Source organism: Lysinibacillus sp. NPDC056185 (assembly GCF_047737915.1).
GTDB lineage: Bacteria > Bacillota > Bacilli > Bacillales_A > Planococcaceae > Lysinibacillus.
Genome location: NZ_JBLLLQ010000026.1, coordinates 45,568 through 67,950, shown reverse-complemented (window position 1 = coordinate 67,950; position 22,383 = coordinate 45,568). Strand labels below are relative to the sequence as shown.

The window sequence follows — 22,383 nt, the reverse complement described above, 5'->3', positions numbered from 1 at the left end:
GTGTCTGTACCTCTCGCTTTATATTATGCCAAATACTGAAACCATATAAAAACGCAAACAGAATCATTAATGGTTTATACAATGGACCAACCCATGTTGCCCAAGCAAAAACGCTTGAAAACATCGCAAGTACAAGTACTAACAGCCACCATATCGGCCTAAATGGTTTAGATCCTTCTAGATTATGACGTTTATAATAGTACATAGAGAATATATTTACAGCTACCACAATAAGTGGCAGGATAAATATCCACGGTATTGTTTCTACAGAGTATAATGTTTGAAATACTTCATCATACATGTCAGAATTCCCAACAAAAAACTGGCCAGAATCAACATTTAGCATGCCTGTATCTGAAATCTGATAGTGCTCTTCCTGACGATCTCTTACAACAACTACATCTGTAATATAGTTACCTAACTTTCCATCTGCCTTTTCGACATATTGTGTTAAATCTTCAAAAAAGCTAAAAACTGATGTATCTTCAACCTTTTTCACAGATATATACAAACTTGAACTTCTTGCAAAGAATTCCCCTTCTTTTCCTCCGAAATGCTTATAAATCGCTTGGATGGATTGACTAGCAGTTTGAGGCGGTGAAGAATTTTGTGGAATCAAAATAAAAAATAGAGCAATCATGGCGATCGTTAATAGTAGAAAACTTTCCTTCCATAACGTTAAGCCATTTCTTTTCTTATGGTGAATGTGTTCATAAATCCGAGTCTTTACAGCCGGATCCTCTGGTAATTTATTGAGTTCCTTCAGTCGATTGTTTAAATCCAAATTCATCACCTCCAAGTATTTTCTCTAAAGCCTTCATAGCGTTTCTCTGTGTATTCGCTATTTTTACTGTAGACCATCCTAAAATTTCACTAGTTTCGGCTAAATTCAGCTCCTCAATTTTTCTATAAATAAGAACCTCTCGATATTCAGGCTTTAATAATTGGATTGCTTCATATAATAGTCTTCGCTCCTCAGATTGCATGATCCAATCATGTGGTACATATTGTGTCTCTCGTTTTTCATGTTCTTTTCGAAATGGTAGCCATTTAATAAGTGCTTTTTTTCTATAGGTGTCATAGACAAGGTTTCGTGCAATTCTCCTTATATAAGTGCCCATGGCAGCTTCATTTCTAAACTGTCCTTTATAAACACGAATAAAGGTTTCCTGCGTTAAATCCTCCGCTAAACCTGGATCCGAGACCATATAGTAAATAAATTGATAAATGCATTGAAAATATTGTTCATAAAGCTCATCAAACTCCATCTTCTCACCTCTCTTACTTTATTAGACGAATGAGTAAACAAGATTTGTATGTTTAAGTGTAAATTTACTAAGTTAAAAAATAGGCTACCTGACACCATATAGCATCAAGTAGCCTAAAATTTTTACAGATCCGTTTTCATTTTTTCAAATGTATGTATTAACATATATTTTTGTACACCACGAGCCATTTCAATGCTTTCCTGGGCATAATGATGAAGGTCTGTTTCATTCTTCATTTTATATGCATAAACCGCTTCAATTGCTGGCTGCATCCACGGCTGTGTAAGCTGATCACTTCGCATGTCAGTTGTTCGTCTTTCAAATGCAGCGATATAACATTTTGCATAGCTAGTTAAAGGCTCTTTATTTATTTTATTGGCCGCATCCTTTACTTCCTCCAAATTCTCTTCCATCATTGCCTTTATAAATTTATAGTTATACTTCATTGCTGGCTGCTTATATTTTACGATGACTGTTTCTAATGAGTGAAGTTGGTCTTCCCTTGTACCGTAAGCAACAGCGTAAAGATAGGTAAAAAACGGATCATTTTTACGATCTTTTACTAGTTTATCTACCATCGTCATATTATTTGTCCTAAATAAAATATGTATATGTCTATAAATCATTGCGATCACAATAAGGGCAATAATGCCGATTGTAATGGATAGGGGAACTCCTGCTAGTGATAGTACTATTGTTAAAATAAAAATGAACAAATAAAATATGGCTAGTTTTGTAATTTTCATAATTCCTCCTACTGTAGTTTCTTCCGCATTTTTCGAGAAAAAATAAAGCCAGCTCCAAGGAAAAATACAAGCGCCATAAACTTCATGAGAGGAATAATAAATAACTTACTAATCACGAAAACAACCAAAATATAATAGACCACCATTGCCAATAAAAATAATGTCAGTTTATTCACTGTGCTTCCTACCTTCATTCAATGCTACTTCAATGGCCGCTAGCGCTTTCGGTCCCATCCCATGTAAATTTTTCAACGTTGATAAATCAACATTTTCCAATTGCTCTAATTGTGTATACCCTGCCGCATTCAATGCACGTACAGCAGGTTTCGCTACTCCCTTTGGCCATTCCGTCATTTATGCTCGTCCCTTCTTTTTTCGTCTATTGAATAACTCAGTTCCTATAATACCTATTAATAGTATAGCTAGTGAGACGACATGATAATCAACAAAAAAAGCCGTAAATGCTATATGATAATAACGGCATATTGCGGTGATAATAAAACCGACAATCAAGCATCCTTTTACTACCTGCTCGATAAACTACACTTCAATCACCTCTCTGCTTTATTATGCAATCGAACATGATGAAATGCAAATGAGCTAGGCTCTTAGAGCATATTAAACATTGTCATGAAGGCGGCAATCAGATTGACAATGCTATGGATACCCCAGCTTGTTATGATTGAACCATTAGATTTTCGTTCATTGATCCACCCCATTAAATAACCTACAAATGCAGTTGCTATAACAACTAATACTACAACTCCAAAAGGAATAAAAGAAAACATCAACAATCCATGTAAAATGCCAAATAGTAAACTTTGCATGATATTTCCCATTTGAAAACCAAATTTATGCATGAATCTTTTCAATAAAAAGCCTCGGAATAACAGCTCCTCAGACAACCCCGTTTGGACAATTGAATGGAAAAGTGCTGGAATGAGCGCTGAAAAGCCAAGTCCTGTAAAACGATTGGTCGCTAAGGTTGAACTATCTAGGTAGAAATAGCTGATTGTAATAAGGGGTACGAATAATAAAATAATAATGAATAAAGACCATAGAAAATAATTCCCTTTATTTTCAATGACAGGCTTTTGAAGGCCGAGCCATGTTAAAAATGATTGTTCCTTTCTTGCTGAGAAAAACCACCAAATAAACGGAATAACTGAAAATAAAATGACCTGAACAATTGCACTTATTGCACTTTCCAAAACCATAATTTTTCCCCCTGTTCATAATGTTTTACATAAAGAAAGACGAGCGAATGGTAAGATGTTTTCCGGGAATTGCTGGCTGATGTTTGAAGTTTACCGGTAACATTTGCTTTTCCGCCGCTTCATGTGGAAACTTCGCCGCTAACTTCCACTTTTCCGCCGCTTAATGTTCAAATTGCGCCGCTAACTCCTGCTTTCCGCCGCTTAATGTTCAAATTGCGCCGCTAACTCCTGCTTTCCGCCGCTTAATGCGGAAATCATCGCCGGTACTCTATATTACGTCCTTCTTCATGTTAAGCATATTAAACAACAGAGTTGAAATCAAGATAATTTTAACGATAATCATTAAATAATTAACTTTTAAAAATAAATATTAAATGTTAATCAGTATATAAGCATTTAAAAAAAGCGACAAAAAATCTAGTCGCTTTCACTCTTTATTCGGATTTCGCTCAATATTTCATCACAATGCTTTCCGAAAAGAATAGCACCATTTTTCATACCCTAATCGATCTTCATAAAAACGATGCGCACTAGTCCTTTGAATACCTGACTCTAAAGCAATATAGTGCGCGCCATTTTCTTTGCCCCATTGGTGAAGATATTGCAATAAATTTTCACCATAGCCTCTTGAACGATGGGCCTCATCCGTTACTAAATCGTAGACAAATATATGGCGTTCACTGTAAAAGTTGACTCTCCAACTTAATCCGGCGACAGCGACAATGTTCATATTTTCGTATAAAGCAAATAACATATAGCCATCTTGGGTCATTTCCTTTAATAATTGAAGGTACTTTTCTACTGTTAATTCCGTCCGGAGCTGCACCATAACGGCATATGCTTCCATCCACTCCTGCTCCGTTGTTAATTGTTTTATGGATACAGTCATTATTCGAACCTCCACTTACCAATATTTAATATAATGAAACACTCCATCGTCTATTTTCATCCCGAGCTTCTCATAAAGTTTTTGAGCACGAACGTTGTCTGTCGCTGTTTCTAACCCAATATAACGTGCATCATTCTGTATACAGTATGAATAACACTGTTCAATTAGGTCCTGTGCTACGCCTTGCTTCCTAGCATGCTCTGTCACAAATAAATCGTTTAAAATAAACGCCTTTTTCATTGCAACAGATGAAAAAATAGGATAGAGCTGGACAAAACCAACTGGCTGCGCATCCAGATAAGCTAGAAAAATAACCGACTCCCTCTTATTTAAACGCTCCTTTAGAAACTGCTCAGCCTGTTTTAAATCTGATGGTTGACCATAAAATTCTCGATAGGCATTAAATAATGGCACTACGTCTCCAACTGTTGCTAAAGTTACTGGACAAATCTCCATTAACAATTCCCCCATTTCTTTTAATATGTAATTCTTGTATTATGATAAAAAACTAACTGACATTTAAAAAGAAACAGTTCTCTACATTCCAACATGTCAAGGAGGGACTTTATGGAGAATTTTATTTTCTTATTTACAGATGAAGAGGCAAAATATAAACAAATTTATCAGCAAATCAAATGGTTAATCGAACAAGGGATATTGACAACGAATGAATCTCTTCCTTCTATTCGAAGGCTAGCCGAAACTTTACATGTCAGTCGGAATACAACTTTAACTGCCTATGAGCAGCTCGTAGCGGAAGGATACATACGTGGTGAAGGACGAAAGGGATATTTCGTAAATGAATTTGAAAAAGTTTTTCTTCAGGAGGAGGAACGGCCAAGCCTTACTCAAGAAATTAAAACTAACAACGGAGATGTCATCATTGACTTTCGGACTGGTGCTGTCGATCAACAACATTTTCCTTTAAAAATATGGCGGCAAATGGCTAATCAAGTGTTACCTTTACAAAAGTGCTATGAATATGGCGACCCTTTCGGTGAGCCACTTCTAAAGGAACAGCTTGTGTATTATTTGCTTCAAGCTCGTGGCGTTCATGTAAATGAAGAAGACATTATTATCGGTAGTAGCACACAACAAATGTTAATTTATCTAGGCTTTCTATTAAAGCAGGATTTCCCAAGTGTTATTTTAGAAGACCCTGGCTACAACGGTGCACGTGAAGCGTTCAAGCTGCATGACTTTCAGATAGAGACTTTACCTGTGTCAGAAAACGGTGCAAAGCTTGAGCATTTAAAGCATTTACATTCGCGCTTACTCTATGTCACACCTTCTCATCATTTTCCATACGGTGTTTCTATGAGCATTCAGCAGCGGCAAGCTTTAATTCAGTGGGCTAAAAAAGTAGATGGCTATATACTTGAGGATGATTATGATGGTGAATTTCGTTATACGCAACATCCATTTCCTGCTCTCGCCTCACTCGACAAGTCACGTGTTATATATATGGGGACATTTTCAAAATCATTTTTACCAGCTATTCGTTTAAGCTATATGGTGCTACCGAAAGTACTTGTACAGCCATATAAAGAACGCTTTGCTCATTTCGAACATAACGCCTCGTCCTTACATCAATTAACAATGGCGAAATTCATGGAACAAGGTGAATGGACACGGCATATTAAAAGAATGCGTATCACCTATAAACATAAAATAAATGCTCTTGTAGAGGAGCTTAACAAACAGTTCGAAGAAAAAATTACGATACTTGGAGAACAATCTGGACTTTATATATTGGTCAAGGTGCATACACAATTTTCAGAAGAGCAGCTCATTCAAAATGCGCAACAATACGGAGTCAAGGTCTACCCTACGAGCCCATATTTTCTACAACAGCCAAGCTCTGTGCCCATTATACAATTAGGCTTTAGTAAATTAAAAATGGAGGAAATCATTCTCGGTGTACAACTGATAAGAAAAGCTTGGATAACAGAATAATAAGCCATAACTGCAATTGTTATGGCTACTCTTTGTCTCGATCGTCGTATGTTGCATCAGGCACATTCAATGTCACACTGTTAGTACTAACCGTATCATCGGCGCTCCATTTAATGTAAGCTTCACTTTCTCGATATTGCCAATATATTTTTAATCCGAGCGAGTCTTTGGATGACCTGATTTCGATTTTCTCTTGAACCCGATCAGTTCTTTCGCTGACCCGATCACTTTTCCCTTGAACCCGAGCAGTTCTTTCACTGACCCAAGCAATTTCCCCCTGAGCCCATAAAAAAAGGAATCTGCACAGCATCTCTCTGCACAAATTCCCCATTATTTCCTTAAAAATAATCAATAAACGTTGGGATGCCTACTGGTAGTACCGTCTCTAGTAGTGCAATTTCAATGGCATTGCCTTGTAAACGCTCGATTTTTTCTAAATAGCTCGGTCGTTTATAGCCTAGTAACATCGTGGCAAGTGTTTGAACCGTTAGCTGAATAGCATTTTCTGACTGTGTCTCACTCACCTTTTCAACTTCGACTTTTCCGTTGTGCTTCGTTATGACAAATGTGCCATTATTCCATGCCACAATGCGGTCACTTACAGCGAGTCTAAGCTGAAAATCATTTCCCGTGAATGGGTAATGTAACAGAAATTCTTTTACGTCTACAATTCGTGCCATAAAATAAGGGGATACTTTTTGAATAATTTCACTATCCTCTAATAAAAAGGCAACGGCTTCATTGCCAGTTGTTTTACCATAGACATTGTAAATCATTGAGTTATGTGCTGAGACAAAATTCCATAAACCTTTACGCGCTTCTTCCTGCAAATAGACAATTTCATCGATGTAGTAATTTTCCTCCATAATACGGTAAAACATATAACCCTGCGGCATATCATCTTCGTCATAATACACTGCAGCCTGAAGGTTCACATCACTATCAATAAATTTTTCTTCCCAAAAATCTTCCTGAAATTTTTCATTCCAAGCGATACTATTACGAACCATGACACCGTGCGTCTTCTTTGAATAATGCGCATAAATAGTCACGACATCTTCATGCTTTGGATCTACACGACGGATTTTACCATTTAGGCCTCTATAGCGAGGAAGCTGCGTATCTTTGATTTGAAATTCCACAATATCACTCATAATTTCCCAGCCCCTTTTTCGGTAATAAGGGATAGAATATGGAAATAAATAGGATATACATTGTCCTTCGTTTCGCATCCGCTCCAGGCTCTCAATAATAAGGCTCTCCATCAAACCATGCCCAGAATATTCAGGGTACGTTCCGACAGCAGTGATGCCTCCCATTTCATAAATCTTTCCATGAACATTTACCTCAAAAGGTAGGCTTAAAATTTGAGATACAAGATGTGAGCCATCGAACCAACCAAGCGCATGTCCCTCATTAAATTGTTTACTTTTGGCATTCACAAAGCGGCGATCCTTATGAATGGACATGGACATTTGAAAAACATAATTAAGCAAATCAATAAACTGTGCCATTTCATCTAATCGAATTTCTCGCATGTCTAAGCCTTTACGTTGATTCATGATTCTCTCTCCTCATCAAATAACTCTGAAAAAATGGTTTCCGGTGCATTTAAAAAACGCTTCGTAACAATGTAATGTATAGTATCCTCATAACGAATAGATTCAATCTCCCCATTATCAAAACTATAGATTGTAGCATTTGGATAGCCAAGTAAAATAGGTGAATGTGTGGCGATAATAAATTGTGCCTCATGCTCTAAATCTTTGATAATTTTAAGTAAGCTTAGCTGCCTCGTTGGTGACAAAGCCGCTTCAGGCTCATCTAATAAATAAATTGCCTTGCCTTTGAAGCGATGCATAAATAGTGATAAAAAGGACTCCCCATGTGATTGATGGTGTAACGACTTACCACCAAAAGCGGCATACTTTTTCCTAATGTCATGTTCCTCTAACAAATCAATATGACTCGCAAATTGATAAAACGTTTCCGAACGTAGGAAAAAGCCATTTGAAACCTTTGGCCACCAGGATAAACGGATAAACTCCCCAAGTGCAGATTCCGCTTTATGTACTTCATATAAATTTTGGCGACCACCCCCCGCAGTATTAAAATCACAGCGATCAGCTATTGCCTCTAATAGGGTTGATTTCCCAGAGCCATTTTCCCCTACAAAGAAAGTTACGTTCGTAGGGAATTCTAGCTCCTGTAAATCCTGCAAACTTGGTATATTAAAGGGATATTGATCTTTAACTTCAACTTCTCCCTGTAATACCTTACATGACTTTAAATACATTTTATTTCCTCCCTTACTATTAGTATAGCGCGCTTACGCTACTCTGAAACCGTCCTTTTTTCCACATACAAACTACACACCCCAAAAATAAACAATAGACTTATTCCTAAAAGGGAAAAGGGTGACCATGATAACCTAGAGTCAAACATCTGAAAGAAGAATGTGAATATTGGAACAAAACATAAACTCATCATTACGATCAAAGTTGAACAATACTGAATGCCTATCTGCAATAAATACATTGGAAGCATGACACCCACTGCTGTTACTGCGATTATCCATGAAATATTTCCCGAGAAATATTTAAAAAATATGTCGAAAGTCGCGAAAAAAGATAATAAAATTATGCCATAATAACGATTGGCTAAAATCATTGAAGTAGTCCAACCAGCCTCACTTAATTTCTTAGAATAGATCGTACAAAGTACAGCCCCAACCCCACAGCCAACACTCGCTATTAATGCTAAAATCACTGGAAAAGTTATGTCCATTTGAACAGCTGATTTTCCACTAATAACCGCTAATATTAGTATAGTACAAGCGAGAAATGTACCCGTGGCAATTACCCATTGTACTTTCGGAATCGATTCCTTTGCAAAAACAGCTAACACCAAGACAAATAGTGGTCCAATGCCCATCTCAAGTGCACTTACAATCGCTGACTCTACATATTTTAAAGCGAAATAAAAGCCCATAAATGCTAACACGGATGCTACATTCAACTTCACTACAGAATTAATATTTCCCTTCCACAGATTAGCTCGCTTATGCTTGCGTGCAAAGAAAGAGAAATAAATAGCAGTAATGAAAAAACTAATACCAGTAAATAAAAATGTCGGTACTTCTTGCACCTGCTTTGCATAGAAAACCTGGCTTATCGAAGTTAAAAGTGCTGATAATACAAGAGCTACTAATCCCACTGTTGTTGCCTGTTTTTTTGTAATCTCCATACATTTCCCCCTATTTGTTTTTATAAACACACACAGACTGAGAATTTTGTCGATAAAGCAATTCATTCTTTTTTGAGCGATCAGGTATCGAGCGTTTTTCAATTTCCCAAATCAATTATGCCTCGGCATAATTGCGTCCAGAATCGGCTTTGTGCTTTGGCCTGCAGATGGTTTTTGTGCGAAAGCGCAGTGCTAACGTAGCGGCAGCAACAGATGGTTTTTGTGCGAAAGCGTAGTGGCAGCAACGTATTTTTGTCTGTGCGAAAGACACTTGTAGCTGACGCTTTGCTTTCGCTACATAAAACATTTGTAGCTGACGCTTCGCTTTCGCTACATAAAAACACTTGCTAAAGAAGATAAAAAAAACTTCATCTCTAATAAATATAGAGACGAAGTTATCCGCGGTACCACTCTGATTAGCTAGAAAGCTCACTTTACTATAACGGTAGCAGCCGTCTATGCTTACTGAATTCAACATAAAAACTCATGGACGAGTTCATAAATGATTTGCGATGATTTTCACCAGCCATCATTTCTCTAAAGCAAACTACATTCATTACTACTTCCAATCATTGTTAATTTATTTTCGATACATCATAATTCATTTCAACTTTTTCGTCAAGCAACTATCCAAAATAAGTTCCCCTGCAGTATAACAAATGTTCTATATTATAGGTTCTTTTCATACATTGAGTAAAACCTTCCCCTTGCTAATCATTCTCATTAAAACCATGTCTCTTTTACATTACATATAAGGAATAAAGGAAGGTTTTTTCTAGGTTCAATAAAACATTTATAAGGAGAAGAATTATGTTTGTAACTCATTTTTATGAAAACAAGACGTCAGTTTTAAGTCAGCTGCTCGTAAATTTACCTACTGTCGAAGAGAACATTAAAATTAAAGGACGTAAAGCAAAAGTTGTTCAGATTGTTCAAATAGACGACAACAACTATCAAGTAAGTATCATTTTTGAAAAAATACCTAAAAAACAACCATTAAAAGAAATTGGCAAGAAAAAGAGATAGTTCTCCCCTATTTACCTTCCGACGCTATCATTTAATGATAGCGTTTTAACTTAAATAAAGAGGGTATCGAACTCTAAGAGAAAAAATAATTGCGAATTATTCTCAACTATATAAATAGCTTAAAGAAAAGTATTTGACTTTTTAATTGATAACAATTATCATTATCAATAGATTATTTCTTCACTCCGAAATGCTTAGTTCAGAATCCCCCTATTTTTTTGAAATAAGCATGTATCAAACGGATATTCTTACATCAGACTAAGAATATCCGTTTTTTAACTTCTTTCAGCAGATGTTTTGACACCCGATGAAAAAAGTTAAATTCTCCGTCGGATGTTTAATTTATTGGAGAGATTTACATAAATAAAGGAGCTGTTTTACATGGATTATCGTATTGAAAAAGACACTATGGGTGAAATTAAAGTACCTGCAGATAAAATTTGGGGTGCTCAAACACAGCGCAGTAAAGAGAATTTCCAAATCGGAACAGAACAAATGCCTATTGAGCTAGTTCAAGCAATGGCCATTTTAAAGAAAAGTGCTGCGATGGCCAATAATAAATTAGGTAAGCTTTCAGATATAAAAGCAAATGCGATTGTTCAAGTAGCTGACGAAATTTTAAAGGGTCAATGGGACGATCAATTCCCTCTTGTAGTTTGGCAAACTGGTAGTGGTACACAGTCAAATATGAACGTCAATGAGGTAATTGCGCACCGTGCAAACCAACTTTTACAAAATGCTGGAGAAGCTGAACGCATCCATCCAAATGATGATGTCAATAAATCTCAAAGCTCAAACGATACTTTCCCAACGGCTCTGCATATTGCTGCAGTGTTAAAAGTTGAAGATTATTTATTGCCGCGACTACGTTTACTAAAAGCTACTCTTGATGACAAAGCAGAGAAATTTAAAGATATTATTAAAATTGGTCGTACACATTTACAAGACGCTACACCTTTAACTTTAGGTCAAGAAATAAGTGGCTGGGTAGCAATGCTTGCTAAATCTGAGCAAATGATAGTCCAAAATATTGAATATATGAAGGAACTAGCGATTGGTGGCACAGCGGTTGGTACAGGTATTAACGCACATCCCGAATTTGGTGAGCGTGTAGCAGCGGAAATTAGTCAATTAACAGGAAAACATTTTACTTCTGCAGCAAATAAATTCCATGCACTGACGAGTCATGATGAAGCGGTTGTCGCACATGGCGCATTAAAGGCTCTTGCAGCTGACTTAATGAAAATTGCCAATGATGTTCGCTGGTTAGCGAGTGGTCCTCGTTCAGGAATTGGTGAAATTACGATTCCAGAAAACGAGCCAGGCTCATCCATTATGCCTGGTAAAGTAAATCCAACTCAAAGTGAAGCGATGACGATGGTTGTTACACAAGTTGTTGGCAATGATGCAACAATTGCCTTTGCCGCTTCCCAAGGTAACTTTGAGTTAAATGTCTTCAAGCCAGTCATTATCTATAACTTCTTACAATCAACTCGCCTACTTGCAGACACAATGAAATCATTTAATGATCATTGTGCTGTCGGTATCGAACCAAATAAAGAAGTACTTGACCATAATTTACGAAACTCATTAATGCTTGTAACTGCATTAAACCCTTATATCGGTTACGAAAATGCGGCAAAAATTGCGAAGACAGCCCATAAAGAAGGCACAACATTAAAAGAAGCAGCGATTGCATCTGGTTTACTAACAGAGGAACAGTTCGATGAATACGTGGACCCTGCGACGATGATTTATCCAAATGTAAAGTGACAGGAATGCAAGTTAATCACAAAGCACCTTCATATCAACATTTTTAGATAATGTATTCCATTATGTACTTAGCTAATTGGAGCTAAATTGGAGCAATTAATAAAGCTTTGGTGGGCATGTTTATAGGAATGGGTAAGTAGGATTGGGGATAATACCCCAGTCCTTTTTATTTTCTGTTTTTTGTGCCATCACTCCAAGCCTATTTTGGTGCATTTTTTTCAATTTGCTTCGCCCCATAAAAATACTCCCCTTAGATTAACAGATTTTATTTTTTAATCTGTCTACTTAATAGGGAGCATATCAATTCGAGTACCTGGGTTTTAAATTTATTTATGTAAAACAAAATTAAGCATGATAATATTCACACATATCTCAATTTCTATAGTCCTCTCTAATAATTGATCTTCTTTAAAATCTATCAGTTCTTTTTCTGCTACATTTATAATTTTAGACAAGCTTTCTGTTGTTATTTCGTATTCCACTAACAAACTATTCAATATTGACTTTACCCTATCTTTGGCATTAAAATCATCAAAACCAAAATTCAACATTGTTATTTTATACTCAATCTCTTCAAATTTTTCATTTGTGATGGTAATTGAATCATTCATTATATTTTCTATCTCATTTATGGGTATATCAAACATTTTAGAGAGTTGTTGAAGCCCTAAATTAAATTTTTTAATTAAAACTTGAAATTGTTCTCTAATATAATCAGATTGGATCGGTCCATTAGTAAGAAAAGATATTTCTACTTTTTTCTGATTTTCATCCATTTTATTTCACCTCTACATTATTTAGTGAAAATATTTATATGTCACACTTATTTTCACACTTCTATTATTTTATTGGTTTTATACTATCTGCCAAAGCTGAAGAAAATACAGAAGACTTTTAAACACAAACGTCATTTAGTATCCCAATCTATGAAGATACTGATCTTTTAGAGTATGAAGTTTGTACAATATATCGGTCATGCATTCCGTTCAACAATAACTGTTGCTGTTACTTCAGCAGGTGTGCTCTATAAAAAGTACCCTCTAAGATAGACACTAAAAATCGCTCTTAGAGGGTACCTTTATTTATAATTTAACATGAAAACTAGATGGGGCAGAGCTTAAGAGAGCTTTGTAAAATTCCCAATTACTGATTTCCAACTGGTTTTAATAAATTCACCGGAATCCAATGAGTGGACTCGTTGCCGTCATCTTTTTTCCAAGTAACATTTAGATAACCATTAATTTCAAGACCTTCTGAAACTAAAATTCTTCCCTTTTTCAACGTACTTATCGTTGCAGATCCTTTTATTGGATCCTGTTTAAAATCTGCATCTTTTGTTAGCTCAAAACGCACGCCTTTTTCGCTTCTTTTCGACTCAGCGATTTTAAGATCTGTACCAGGATACTGTATACACTCTTTAGAACTAACATCATTGGGACCGCAATAAGAAAGTATTTGCCCATTATTTGTAAAAGAAAAACCCGGGTTGGTACTTTTATTGAACCACATTCCGTAAGTTGCGGATTTACTATCACGATTAATAAATATATAAGTTGGATTGTTGTAGAAAGATGAACGAATTTTTATTGGTACTTCTTTGAAAACTACCAAATCCGTTGCTTGTACTCGATATTGCCCCATTTGGTAGAACGTTTTGCCATCATATTTTTCAATATCATACGTTCTAAAGAAGTTATTTCGCTTTACCACTAACGAATCAAACGTACCATTTGGATTTTTCTTGTACACCTTAATGTCTTTTGTAAAGGTCATTTTTCCGGTTTGGTCTTTTACAACCTCTGCTCCATCATACATCACTTTCGCTTCTGATTTTGTTGGATGTACTACTGCAATTACAAATGCTGCTAGTAACACCGTAAAAAATTTTCTCATTATTCTCCTCCTACTTAGCTTTATTTTAAATAACACATTCCTTTAAGTATTATATACCAATATTCTAATATTTTACCAGCAATACAATGTTATACCAATAAAAATATGCAAAAAAAACATGTTTCAAAGGCTTTTTCAACTCATCACAATTCTTTGTAAATTAGCGATATTAGTTCCCTATTTTTAACTAGACATGACACCAGTTAATGTTTTATTATAAATCGATTAGAGAATATCAACTGATTAAAAAATTGTAGAGGGGTGTTCCTTGATGACAAATAGCAAAATTAATCCAAAGGTTGATGAATTTTTAAGTAAAGCTAAAAAGTGGCAGGAAGAATATTCTGCGTTGAGAAATATCGTTCTTGATTGTGAATTGACGGAAGAATTTAAATGGATGCATCCTTGTTACACGCTTGAGAAAAAAAACATCGTGTTAATACATGGTTTTAAAGATTATTGTGCGCTTCTGTTTCACAAAGGTGCCTTGTTAAAGGATGCCAATGGGATTTTAATTCAACAGACTGAAAATGTACAGGCAGCGCGCCAAATTCGTTTCACCAACGTTCAAGAAATAGTTGGCATGGAAACCATTATAAAAGATTATATTCTTGAAGCCATTGGAGTTGAAAAAGCAGGTTTAGAAGTACCCTTGAAAGAGCATAAGGAATACATAATTCCTGAAGAACTTCACAATAAATTCAATGAAGTGCCTACCTTAAAAACTGCTTTTGAAGAATTGACGCCAGGACGACAAAGAGCATATATTCTACATTTCTCTCAACCTAAACAATCCAAAACTCGCGTGTCAAGAATTGAAAAATACACGCAACACATTCTTGATGGTAAAGGATTAAATGATTAGGTTTATTCGTAGGAAAATAAATAACTCTGTTATAAAAAGGTTGGAGCAAATTGCTTCGATCTTTTTTATTTCGGCTGTACTAGAAATCAAAAGAACAAAAGAGACTATCTGTCTAGTTGATAGTCTCTTCTTTAAATACATTACTTAACATTTTGAACCAATCAGATTTACTCCTCCCAGAACAATTCATCTAGGGTTTTATTTAACGTTTTACAAATAGCAATACATAAATTCAAAGTCGGGTTATATTTACCTAATTCAATCAAACCGATAGTTTGCCTAGTAACCCCCACTTTTTCAGCCAATTCCCCCTGTGATAAATCATGTTCAATTCGAGCCATTTTTAAGCGTATGTTTTTCACATTGATCACCACTATCTTCATCTTCTAACATTCTTTGAATAACTCGATCACTTTTCTTTTTAGCAAGCACATAAAATAAGAATAAAATTCCGGCAATAAATAGTGAGTACATGAACAGTGATACAAAAAATACCATAAAGAAAAAATATATTGCTTGTGAAGTGCTTTCTGCATAGTTGAATGCACTGTTAACACCCATAATAATTGCAATAACCATGCCAATAGCCACACCGAAAATAATAAGTTTAGTACTTAATTTAAATTTACTTGCACTATCGTGAATCTCTACTTCTTCAGTAAATATGCCGAGATACGCTGCTCTGCCACAATAATAAACAACTGAGAATAATATAATCAACCGTTCTGTTACTACATTTTGTGAGGTCACTCCCTGTGTAATGAATTTTATTAGGATCGATATTAAACAGATTACTATGACAAAGAAAAAAATCTCTTTGTAAATTTTATTTTGCTGATTTTTAATTCGTTCATCGACGTGTTTACTTTTCCAAAACATCAATATTTTACCTCCTCTTGTTTATGATTTTAATTATACAGAATATTTGTCTTTTTGCAATGTATATATTGCATTAAGTTAATTATATTTTCCATTAATGAAATGATACCCTCTGTGCGTCCGTCTCCTAGATCAAATGACAATACAAAAAAAACCACTCATCGTGGAGTGGTCATGTTATCTTTATCAAGTTTATAAGCTTTCGATCTATCAGTTAAATCTGAAGTCAAAATGCTCGATTGGCCAACAGATGATACTTGTTGTACCCATTATTTTTTCTTTAGGGATGAAACCTAACTCAGGATTTCTACTATCATTACTCTTACGACGATTATCACCTAATACAAAGTAATACCCTTCAGGTACCGAAGTTTCACCTAAGTCTTGGTCTAGCGTAAAATCATAAGTAAGTGACCCAGGATCTTTTAACACCTTCTTGTACTGATCTAAATAAGGTTCACTGTACTTTTCTCCGTTTATGTATAATTGATCATCCTTATACTCGATCTTATCTCCTGGTAGACCAATAACACGTTTAATAATATTTTCTTCTTCATTGTTAATTAAAATATTATTAATAACAACAATGTCAAATCGATCAATTGACTTAAATTTCGGACCGATTTTATTAACAATAACACGATCGTGGTCTACCAGTGTCGGCTCCATCGAAACACCTTTTACGAGTACTGGCGTAAATAAAAAATACTTGATTAAAAATGCCACCAATAATGCGAACACAATTGCCTTTACCCATTCAACAAACTCATTAGTTTGTTTTTCCTGTATTTTTTCTTCCAAAATTACACCTCCTAGTATTCTCTAATATTAATACGTAAAAAAAGGAAAATAGTTTCAATTTTCTGTTCGTAATCCTAAAATAATCAAAACATAAAGTGCATTTCTATAAAGTACATTTTTAAAGGGAGACAAGTTTGTCTCCCTCTAAATATAGGTTGCCTTTTCACGTCCTCGAACTCGTTCCAACACTTCTACCGCCGTCATTCTCCCAACGATCAATGTCCCAAACAACATCAACATCTTCCCAGCCGTCATGTATTTCTCCGTTAGGAAGGGTACCAGTTCTTACTAAAGAAATAATACATCATCCTTTTTAATAATATTTCTTGTTTCTATATTATGTAATGTTATTTGTTTTGTTCATCGCCAAATAAGGGGTTGTTTTGGAGCTAATAATCCAACAGCCACAGAACATAGAACCATTGTACATACTCTTTAATACCGATAATATGCACTATCATAAAAACACAAAAAATTATAACTGCTGGAACAAGTGCTGGAATTTCGGGAAAAAGAAATTTACATATCTTCCTATTTATCTTGAGATGAAAAGGATACGTCTCTTTTTTGGACTTACCTACAATTATCCAATCAAAAGGTTTACTTTTAAGTCTGAAAGTATCTGTTGCAACTGCATCAATTATATGAATTTTTATAGATAATAGAATTTTTTCATAAAGCTAGGGTAGCGAATTGTTAATGTAGTTAAACTAACTGATATGTTTTTTTGGAGGAAAGTATACTGTTCATGAATAAATAAAAAACATACTAAAATTAGTATGTTTTTTATAAGAAAAAGAGGAAGCTTTGAGGGGCTAATAAGATAGCAGCTTTCGTTTTATGTTTTTCCAACCTAAAAATTCTTTTATATATTCAGCAGGTGTTATTACAAGTAAGCTTTTAAATTCTTTGTAATAATGTGAAGGATCATAGAAACCATATTGGTCAATGTTTACAGGTGTCTCTTCAAAAGAAAAATGTTGAAGTAAGAGTTGAATACGTATGAATTTACTTAGTTTTTTTGGTCCAAAACCTGTTTTTTTGTAGAAAAGTTCTCGGATATATCGCTCAGAATAACCTGTTTTATGCTGAATTACATCTGGTAAGAACAGCCCATTATTTTCAATAATAGAATCAAAACAAGTAGCGAATATTTCATCACCTAAGCTTTTTTCCTTTTTTTGAGAGCAAAAATACTCATTACAAATCTGCACTCTTTGTTCGAAATCTCCTGCTTCAAAAACAGCTTGTATAAATTTAGAGTCTAGTGTGCAGCCTAATTCAACATTAACAAACGGTTGTTGAACAATTTGTTTTAATGCGCAATTGTATTGAATAACTGTTTGTTTTGGATTTAGACGAACACCAAAATATTTACCTTTTGGGGTAAATGAATAAATTTCACGTGTAGTCGGGCTATTCCCTAAGACAACCTTTTGATCTTTGCCCATGTAAAACATTAAATCTTGGCAAGCATCAGGAATGACATGAATATCACTATTAATGTCTATTGGTTCAAACTCATAATAAAATAGTATATCCTGGTTTAAATTGCTGTTTGGAGCCAGTTCTCTATAAGAATACGTTTTTTGGACCAATTCAGGTTGGATTGGATAATAGCTACTCAATAAGCCGCCCCCTCACTTTACTCTTAGGTAAAATTAAAAGAATCCTTGCGCCTGTTCATTGTAACTAGCTAAGACACATTTAGTCGATTGATACGATTCTAAAGCTTTTAAATGATTTTCTCGACCGACGCCTGACTTTTTGTAGCCGCCAAATGCTGCACCAGCAGGGTATTGGTGATACGTATTTATCCAAACACGTCCTGCTTGGATCTCTCGACTTGCTTTATAGGTAACGTTTGTATTACGTGACCATACAGCTGCCCCTAATCCATACATAGTATCATTTGCAATTTCAATCGCTTCCTCGAAGGTTTTAAATGTAGTCACTGCCAATACAGGACCGAAAATTTCTTCTTGGAAAATACGCATTTTGTTATTGCCTTTAAAAATAGTTGGTTTAATAAAATAGCCATCTAAATTATCAAGGCGATTTTCGACGCCACCGATTAAACATTCTGCGCCATCTTGTTTAGCAATTTCAAAGTAAGAAAGAATTTTTTTATGTTGTTCTTCTGAAGCCTGTGCACCCATCATTGTTTCAAGTTCGAATGGATCCCCAACTTTAATTTGCTTTACTCGTTCAAGGGCTTTTTCCATAAAACGATCATAAATAGACTCATGGATCAAGGCTCTAGATGGACAAGTGCAAACTTCACCTTGATTTAAAGCAAACATAACTAATCCTTCAATCGCCTTATCTAGATATCCGTCATCAGCATCCATGACATCTTCAAAGAAGATATTAGGAGATTTGCCACCTAACTCTAGTGTAACGGGAATTAGATTCTCAGATGCATATTTCATAATCAGTTTGCCGACAGCTGTAGAACCCGTAAAGGCCACTTTGGCAATACGTGGGCTTGAAGCTAGCTCTTTACCTGCCTCTTCACCAAAACCATTAATGACGTTTAATACACCTTTTGGTAATAGATCTTGAATAAGTTCAACTACGAATAAGAATGATACTGGCGTTTGTTCTGCTAATTTTAATACAACACTATTTCCTGCAGCAAGTGCTGGCGCCAATTTCCAAGCTGCCATTAAAATAGGGAAGTTCCATGGAATGATTTGACCAACTACACCAATAGGTTCTTGGAAATGATAAGCTACTGTATCCTCATCAAAAGGTGTCACTTGCCCTTGTTGCGCGCGAATGGCACTTGCAAAATAGCGGAAATTATCAATTGCCAATGGAATATCAGCATACATAGTTTCACGAATTGCTTTCCCATTATCCCAAGTTTCTACCTTTGCAATTTTTTCAAGGTTTTCTTCCATACGATCAGCAATCGCTAGTAAGATTCGTGCCCGTTCTGCTACAGGTGTTTTCCCCCAAGTTTTTTGGGCTTCATGAGCGGCATCTAATGCTAGCTCTACATCTTCTTTTGTTGAACGAGCTACACTTGTAAATATTTCTTTCGTGATAGGCGTAATATTATCGAAATACTCTCCATTTACAGGTGCTACCCATTCACCACCAATAAAATTGTCATATTTCTTTTTGAATTGAATGCCAGATTCTTCAATACTCGGTTTAACATTTAGCATAATTATCGACCCCTTTAATGATGATTATGATGCTGTTGTTCTTCTTTTACAGGTACCTCATGTTGAATTTCAAAACTACTTAATACTAGTACACAAATCATTAAACCTGCCACAATGTAAATATGCTTTGGAATGGCTTTTATAAAGATAGGAAACATCTCACGATTCCATACACCGATAGAAATGATAGCACTTACAATAAACATCATTGTAAAAAAGATAATGCTTAACGTTAAATATTGGATGGTCATTAATGTTAGCATCACGCCCATCATTGCTCCCATAAAACTAGATCCTACACTTTCCATGAATAGGTACATTGGTAAGCCTGTTGACAGTAAATAGCCTAATGCCATAGAAATAATAATAGATGCTATTGCACCTAGAACCATATCGGGAAGCCAGGTAGCCATATTTATCCCAACAGCAGTACTCATTGTCATAGAAATCAGCATTATACAGCACTTGGCCATGCCATGATTAGCAAAACGCTGTTTTAATAAACGGTTAGTGATTACCGTAAAGGTAACAATCACCAACATGCTTAGGAATGGTAGCATATAATCACTCCTTAAAGAGTTTTATTGTATATGACATGACGAAGTTGTGTGACACTTCTTGTCTGGTCTAGGAACGTCTATTGCTGGGTTTCGGTCAAAGAATCCAACCGGTTTTAATTGGAAATTGATGTATGCAGTTGGCATTACAGGCCAATCTTCAGGGCGCGGGATATGATGATGGCCCATTGTGTACCAAACGACGATATCTTCATCATCAATTGAACGGTTTTTCTCAACGTATTTTGGAAGTCCATCTCCTCCAGCATGTTGATTTGGATACATACCTGTTGCATATTTTTCATTTTCATCAAATTGCGTAACGTGTAAATGGTGTTTAAGGAAGCCAGCACGTTTCATAACGCTTGCTTCTTCATGAGCAAATGGGAAGCAATTTTCGCCAGGCAAAATTTTATATCCAACAGGTTGATTCACTCGGTTGAGTGAGTTTTTATTGATAATTTTCCAAGTACGCTGCGTTTTTAAATCTAAATTACGTAACGCTTCCTTCTCCGTTTTAAAGATACGTGAAACAGGATAGAAACCATTGGCATTCGGATTGTGTTCTCCCAATGTTTCTGATACTGTTTCTGTTTCAACTACTGAGTTATTTTCACCGTCTAACATCGTATCAAGTCGGAAATTAAAGAAGTGTTGATGATGTGATGCGTTTAATCCTGGTGAAATCTCAGATCCATATTTTGTTTGGATGCCATCTTCACATGTACCAGTGCTTAAAATACCTGTTAGTTTGACTTCAGCTTCAATCGTACCGTCTTGGTAGAAACTCCAATAGAAGCCGTAATCATAATTTCCAACTGTACAGAAGAATGAAATCACTAGTCGACGTGAGCGCCGTACTTCTACATGGCCTGTACGCCAATCTGTATGTTTCCAACCAATCCCGTAATCTTCTTCGTGTAAGCAAATCGCATTTTTGATCGTACGCGCATTTCCTTTAACATCAGCTACAACACCATCAAAGTATTGAATTTCGCCTAAGCAGTCGCAACCTAGTTCTAACGAATTGGCTAATTGACCCATTCCATATTCACCAGCATCAAAGGCATTTTGTGTGTTATGCGAAAATGTTGGTTCACCATAAGGGACAACCATTTCTGATAATGCTGCACGATAAAGAACTGGACGATCCTTGCCTTTGTCATGGTAATTAATTGTGTATAATACAAGGCCCTCACGTGGTGTAAATCCATAGCGGAAACTCCACTTTTGCCATTTGATCAAATTCCCTTCAATTGTAAAGCTTGGACCTTCAGGTTGAATGATTTCCAATGGTTTTAAGTCATTTCTAAACACAATTGATTCATCAACTTCAGGATGGTAATTACCTGATGTTGTTGGAATTGGACGTACCCCGTGATCTTCTACTTTGTAAACTTCCATTTTGTTTAGGTCTACATACGTAACAATACCTGTTAAAGGGTAAGCATATCCGTTATCTTCTAGTGATTGTTTTTGCCAACAAATCGCACGAAGTAAACGTTTACCTTCATGTTCCTGAACACCAAAATTCCCTGCTGACCAAGGATCCACCATGATTAAATCAGGATTGTCAATGCCACGTTTCTGTAAAGCTGCTATAAAATCAGGGTGGCTCTTTACTAATTCTTCACATTGCTCAAATTCCTCTAAGGCTACATTTGGTTGTACCCCAGGAATATGTTCGTAGGAATCAACTTTTTCTGAAGTTAAATTTACAATTGCTTCAAATGTTTTCAATTCTTTATCATCTAAAATCACTAAAAACACTTGGCGATCTACCGTATTACCTGGTTTGTAATTTAGTACTTCTGATTTTTTAGGTTCATGTAACATCACCGACATAAACCGTACATGTTCAGACAACTGTTGCTGTTCCTTGACTAATTGAACAGCTTTTTCAATTTCTACTTCAGATAATGGTGATAATGGGTGGCTTAGCTCAACGTTTGGATTAACCTTTACTGACATTCAATCAACCCCTTATAATTTGTTCTCTTTAATTATAGTCAGAAAATTCAGCGAAGTTATTGTAAATAACGGCATTTTTATCGATAAGTTGCTTTTTAGCTAAAAATATACAATATTTTC

24 protein-coding genes and 1 other annotated feature are annotated in these 22,383 nt (G+C 35.6%); of the genes, 4 read left to right on the top strand and 20 right to left on the bottom strand.

Annotated features, from left to right (window positions below; translation table 11 throughout):
* From ACMZ42_RS20880 to ACMZ42_RS20850, 7 genes are all read right to left on the bottom strand, one after another.
* Positions 1–784 (bottom strand): hypothetical protein (locus ACMZ42_RS20880; protein ID WP_415732650.1); only part of this gene is annotated, 784 nt, incomplete at its 3' end.
* On the bottom strand, positions 750–1,268 hold the full coding sequence (locus tag ACMZ42_RS20875) for an RNA polymerase sigma factor (RefSeq protein ID WP_415732649.1): 519 nt from the start codon (positions 1,266–1,268) through the stop codon (positions 750–752). The genes ACMZ42_RS20880 and ACMZ42_RS20875, both read right to left, overlap by 35 nt.
* 122 nt (positions 1,269–1,390) lie before the next feature.
* The gene (locus ACMZ42_RS20870; RefSeq protein WP_415732648.1) at positions 1,391–2,014 is read right to left on the bottom strand and encodes a hypothetical protein; all 624 of its coding nucleotides are present in this window, start codon (positions 2,012–2,014) and stop codon (positions 1,391–1,393) included.
* A 168-nt stretch (positions 2,015–2,182) separates the two neighbouring features.
* Positions 2,183–2,368, bottom strand: coding sequence for a hypothetical protein (locus ACMZ42_RS20865; RefSeq protein WP_370083466.1), 186 nt, complete (start codon positions 2,366–2,368; stop codon positions 2,183–2,185).
* A 254-nt stretch (positions 2,369–2,622) separates the two neighbouring features.
* Positions 2,623–3,231 carry a lysostaphin resistance A-like protein gene (locus tag ACMZ42_RS20860; RefSeq protein WP_415732647.1) on the bottom strand — a complete coding sequence of 203 codons (609 nt, stop codon included), beginning with the start codon at positions 3,229–3,231 and terminating at the stop codon, positions 2,623–2,625.
* A gap of 460 nt (positions 3,232–3,691) precedes the next feature.
* Positions 3,692–4,120 (bottom strand): GNAT family N-acetyltransferase, encoded by a 429-nt coding sequence (locus tag ACMZ42_RS20855; RefSeq protein ID WP_415732646.1) that lies wholly within the window; start codon positions 4,118–4,120, stop codon positions 3,692–3,694.
* Between the two features lie 15 nt (positions 4,121–4,135).
* Positions 4,136–4,576 carry a GNAT family N-acetyltransferase gene (locus ACMZ42_RS20850; protein ID WP_415732645.1) on the bottom strand — a complete coding sequence of 147 codons (441 nt, stop codon included), beginning with the start codon at positions 4,574–4,576 and terminating at the stop codon, positions 4,136–4,138.
* Positions 4,577–4,687: 111 nt separating this feature from the next.
* Between ACMZ42_RS20850 and ACMZ42_RS20845 the strand changes: the two genes are divergently transcribed.
* A complete protein-coding gene (locus ACMZ42_RS20845) occupies positions 4,688–6,076 on the top strand; it encodes a PLP-dependent aminotransferase family protein (RefSeq protein WP_415732644.1) in 1,389 nt (462 codons plus the stop codon).
* Positions 6,077–6,101: 25 nt separating this feature from the next.
* Here the strand turns inward: ACMZ42_RS20845 and ACMZ42_RS20840 are convergent, their stop codons facing one another.
* The 4 genes from ACMZ42_RS20840 to ACMZ42_RS20825 are packed head-to-tail and all read right to left on the bottom strand — an operon-like array spanning position 6,102 to position 9,322.
* On the bottom strand, positions 6,102–6,386 hold the full coding sequence (locus ACMZ42_RS20840; protein ID WP_415732653.1) for a DUF5412 family protein: 285 nt from the start codon (positions 6,384–6,386) through the stop codon (positions 6,102–6,104).
* Between the two features lie 28 nt (positions 6,387–6,414).
* Entirely contained in the window at positions 6,415–7,638 is a 1,224-nt protein-coding gene (gene eis, locus ACMZ42_RS20835; protein WP_415732643.1) for an enhanced intracellular survival protein Eis, read from the bottom strand.
* Positions 7,635–8,372, bottom strand: a complete 738-nt coding sequence (locus ACMZ42_RS20830; RefSeq protein WP_370083460.1) for an AAA family ATPase — start codon at positions 8,370–8,372, stop codon at positions 7,635–7,637. Before ACMZ42_RS20830 ends, eis begins: the two co-directional genes overlap by 4 nt.
* Positions 8,373–8,410: 38 nt before the next feature.
* Positions 8,411–9,322 (bottom strand): EamA family transporter, encoded by a 912-nt coding sequence (locus ACMZ42_RS20825; protein WP_415732642.1) that lies wholly within the window; start codon positions 9,320–9,322, stop codon positions 8,411–8,413.
* Between the two features lie 382 nt (positions 9,323–9,704).
* Positions 9,705–9,904, bottom strand: a binding site (T-box leader).
* 228 nt (positions 9,905–10,132) lie between these two features.
* Here ACMZ42_RS20825 and ACMZ42_RS20820 point away from each other — a divergent pair.
* Entirely contained in the window at positions 10,133–10,348 is a 216-nt protein-coding gene (locus ACMZ42_RS20820) for a hypothetical protein (protein ID WP_370083458.1), read from the top strand.
* Positions 10,349–10,729: 381 nt separating this feature from the next.
* The gene (gene fumC / locus ACMZ42_RS20815) at positions 10,730–12,121 is read left to right on the top strand and encodes a class II fumarate hydratase (RefSeq protein WP_415732641.1); all 1,392 of its coding nucleotides are present in this window, start codon (positions 10,730–10,732) and stop codon (positions 12,119–12,121) included.
* Positions 12,122–12,447: 326 nt separating this feature from the next.
* Here fumC and ACMZ42_RS20810 read toward each other — a convergent pair whose 3' ends face one another.
* Both ACMZ42_RS20810 and ACMZ42_RS20805 read right to left on the bottom strand, forming a co-directional pair.
* The gene (locus ACMZ42_RS20810; protein WP_370083456.1) at positions 12,448–12,897 is read right to left on the bottom strand and encodes an HTH domain-containing protein; all 450 of its coding nucleotides are present in this window, start codon (positions 12,895–12,897) and stop codon (positions 12,448–12,450) included.
* Between the two features lie 367 nt (positions 12,898–13,264).
* Complete coding sequence (locus ACMZ42_RS20805) at positions 13,265–14,014, bottom strand: hypothetical protein (RefSeq protein ID WP_370083455.1); 750 nt, start codon at positions 14,012–14,014, stop codon at positions 13,265–13,267.
* 271 nt (positions 14,015–14,285) lie between these two features.
* Between ACMZ42_RS20805 and ACMZ42_RS20800 the strand changes: the two genes are divergently transcribed.
* On the top strand, positions 14,286–14,879 hold the full coding sequence (locus ACMZ42_RS20800; protein ID WP_415732640.1) for a YdeI/OmpD-associated family protein: 594 nt from the start codon (positions 14,286–14,288) through the stop codon (positions 14,877–14,879).
* Between the two features lie 167 nt (positions 14,880–15,046).
* Here ACMZ42_RS20800 and ACMZ42_RS20795 read toward each other — a convergent pair whose 3' ends face one another.
* From ACMZ42_RS20795 to ACMZ42_RS20765, 7 genes are all read right to left on the bottom strand, one after another.
* Positions 15,047–15,241: a helix-turn-helix transcriptional regulator gene (locus ACMZ42_RS20795; protein WP_053482180.1), complete on the bottom strand. Its 195-nt coding sequence runs from the start codon at positions 15,239–15,241 to the stop codon at positions 15,047–15,049.
* Positions 15,207–15,758 (bottom strand): DUF6773 family protein, encoded by a 552-nt coding sequence (locus ACMZ42_RS20790; RefSeq protein WP_370083473.1) that lies wholly within the window; start codon positions 15,756–15,758, stop codon positions 15,207–15,209. Before ACMZ42_RS20790 ends, ACMZ42_RS20795 begins: the two co-directional genes overlap by 35 nt.
* Positions 15,759–15,968: 210 nt before the next feature.
* Positions 15,969–16,559 carry a signal peptidase I gene (gene lepB, locus ACMZ42_RS20785; RefSeq protein WP_415732639.1) on the bottom strand — a complete coding sequence of 197 codons (591 nt, stop codon included), beginning with the start codon at positions 16,557–16,559 and terminating at the stop codon, positions 15,969–15,971.
* Positions 16,560–17,374: 815 nt separating this feature from the next.
* Positions 17,375–18,187, bottom strand: coding sequence for a hypothetical protein (locus ACMZ42_RS20780; protein WP_415732638.1), 813 nt, complete (start codon positions 18,185–18,187; stop codon positions 17,375–17,377).
* Between the two features lie 33 nt (positions 18,188–18,220).
* On the bottom strand, positions 18,221–19,735 hold the full coding sequence (locus tag ACMZ42_RS20775; protein WP_415732637.1) for an aldehyde dehydrogenase family protein: 1,515 nt from the start codon (positions 19,733–19,735) through the stop codon (positions 18,221–18,223).
* A 14-nt stretch (positions 19,736–19,749) separates the two neighbouring features.
* A complete protein-coding gene (locus ACMZ42_RS20770) occupies positions 19,750–20,295 on the bottom strand; it encodes a hypothetical protein (protein WP_415732636.1) in 546 nt (181 codons plus the stop codon).
* 21 nt (positions 20,296–20,316) lie between these two features.
* A complete protein-coding gene (locus ACMZ42_RS20765; RefSeq protein WP_415732635.1) occupies positions 20,317–22,263 on the bottom strand; it encodes a primary-amine oxidase in 1,947 nt (648 codons plus the stop codon).
* Positions 22,264–22,383 lie beyond the last annotated feature (120 nt).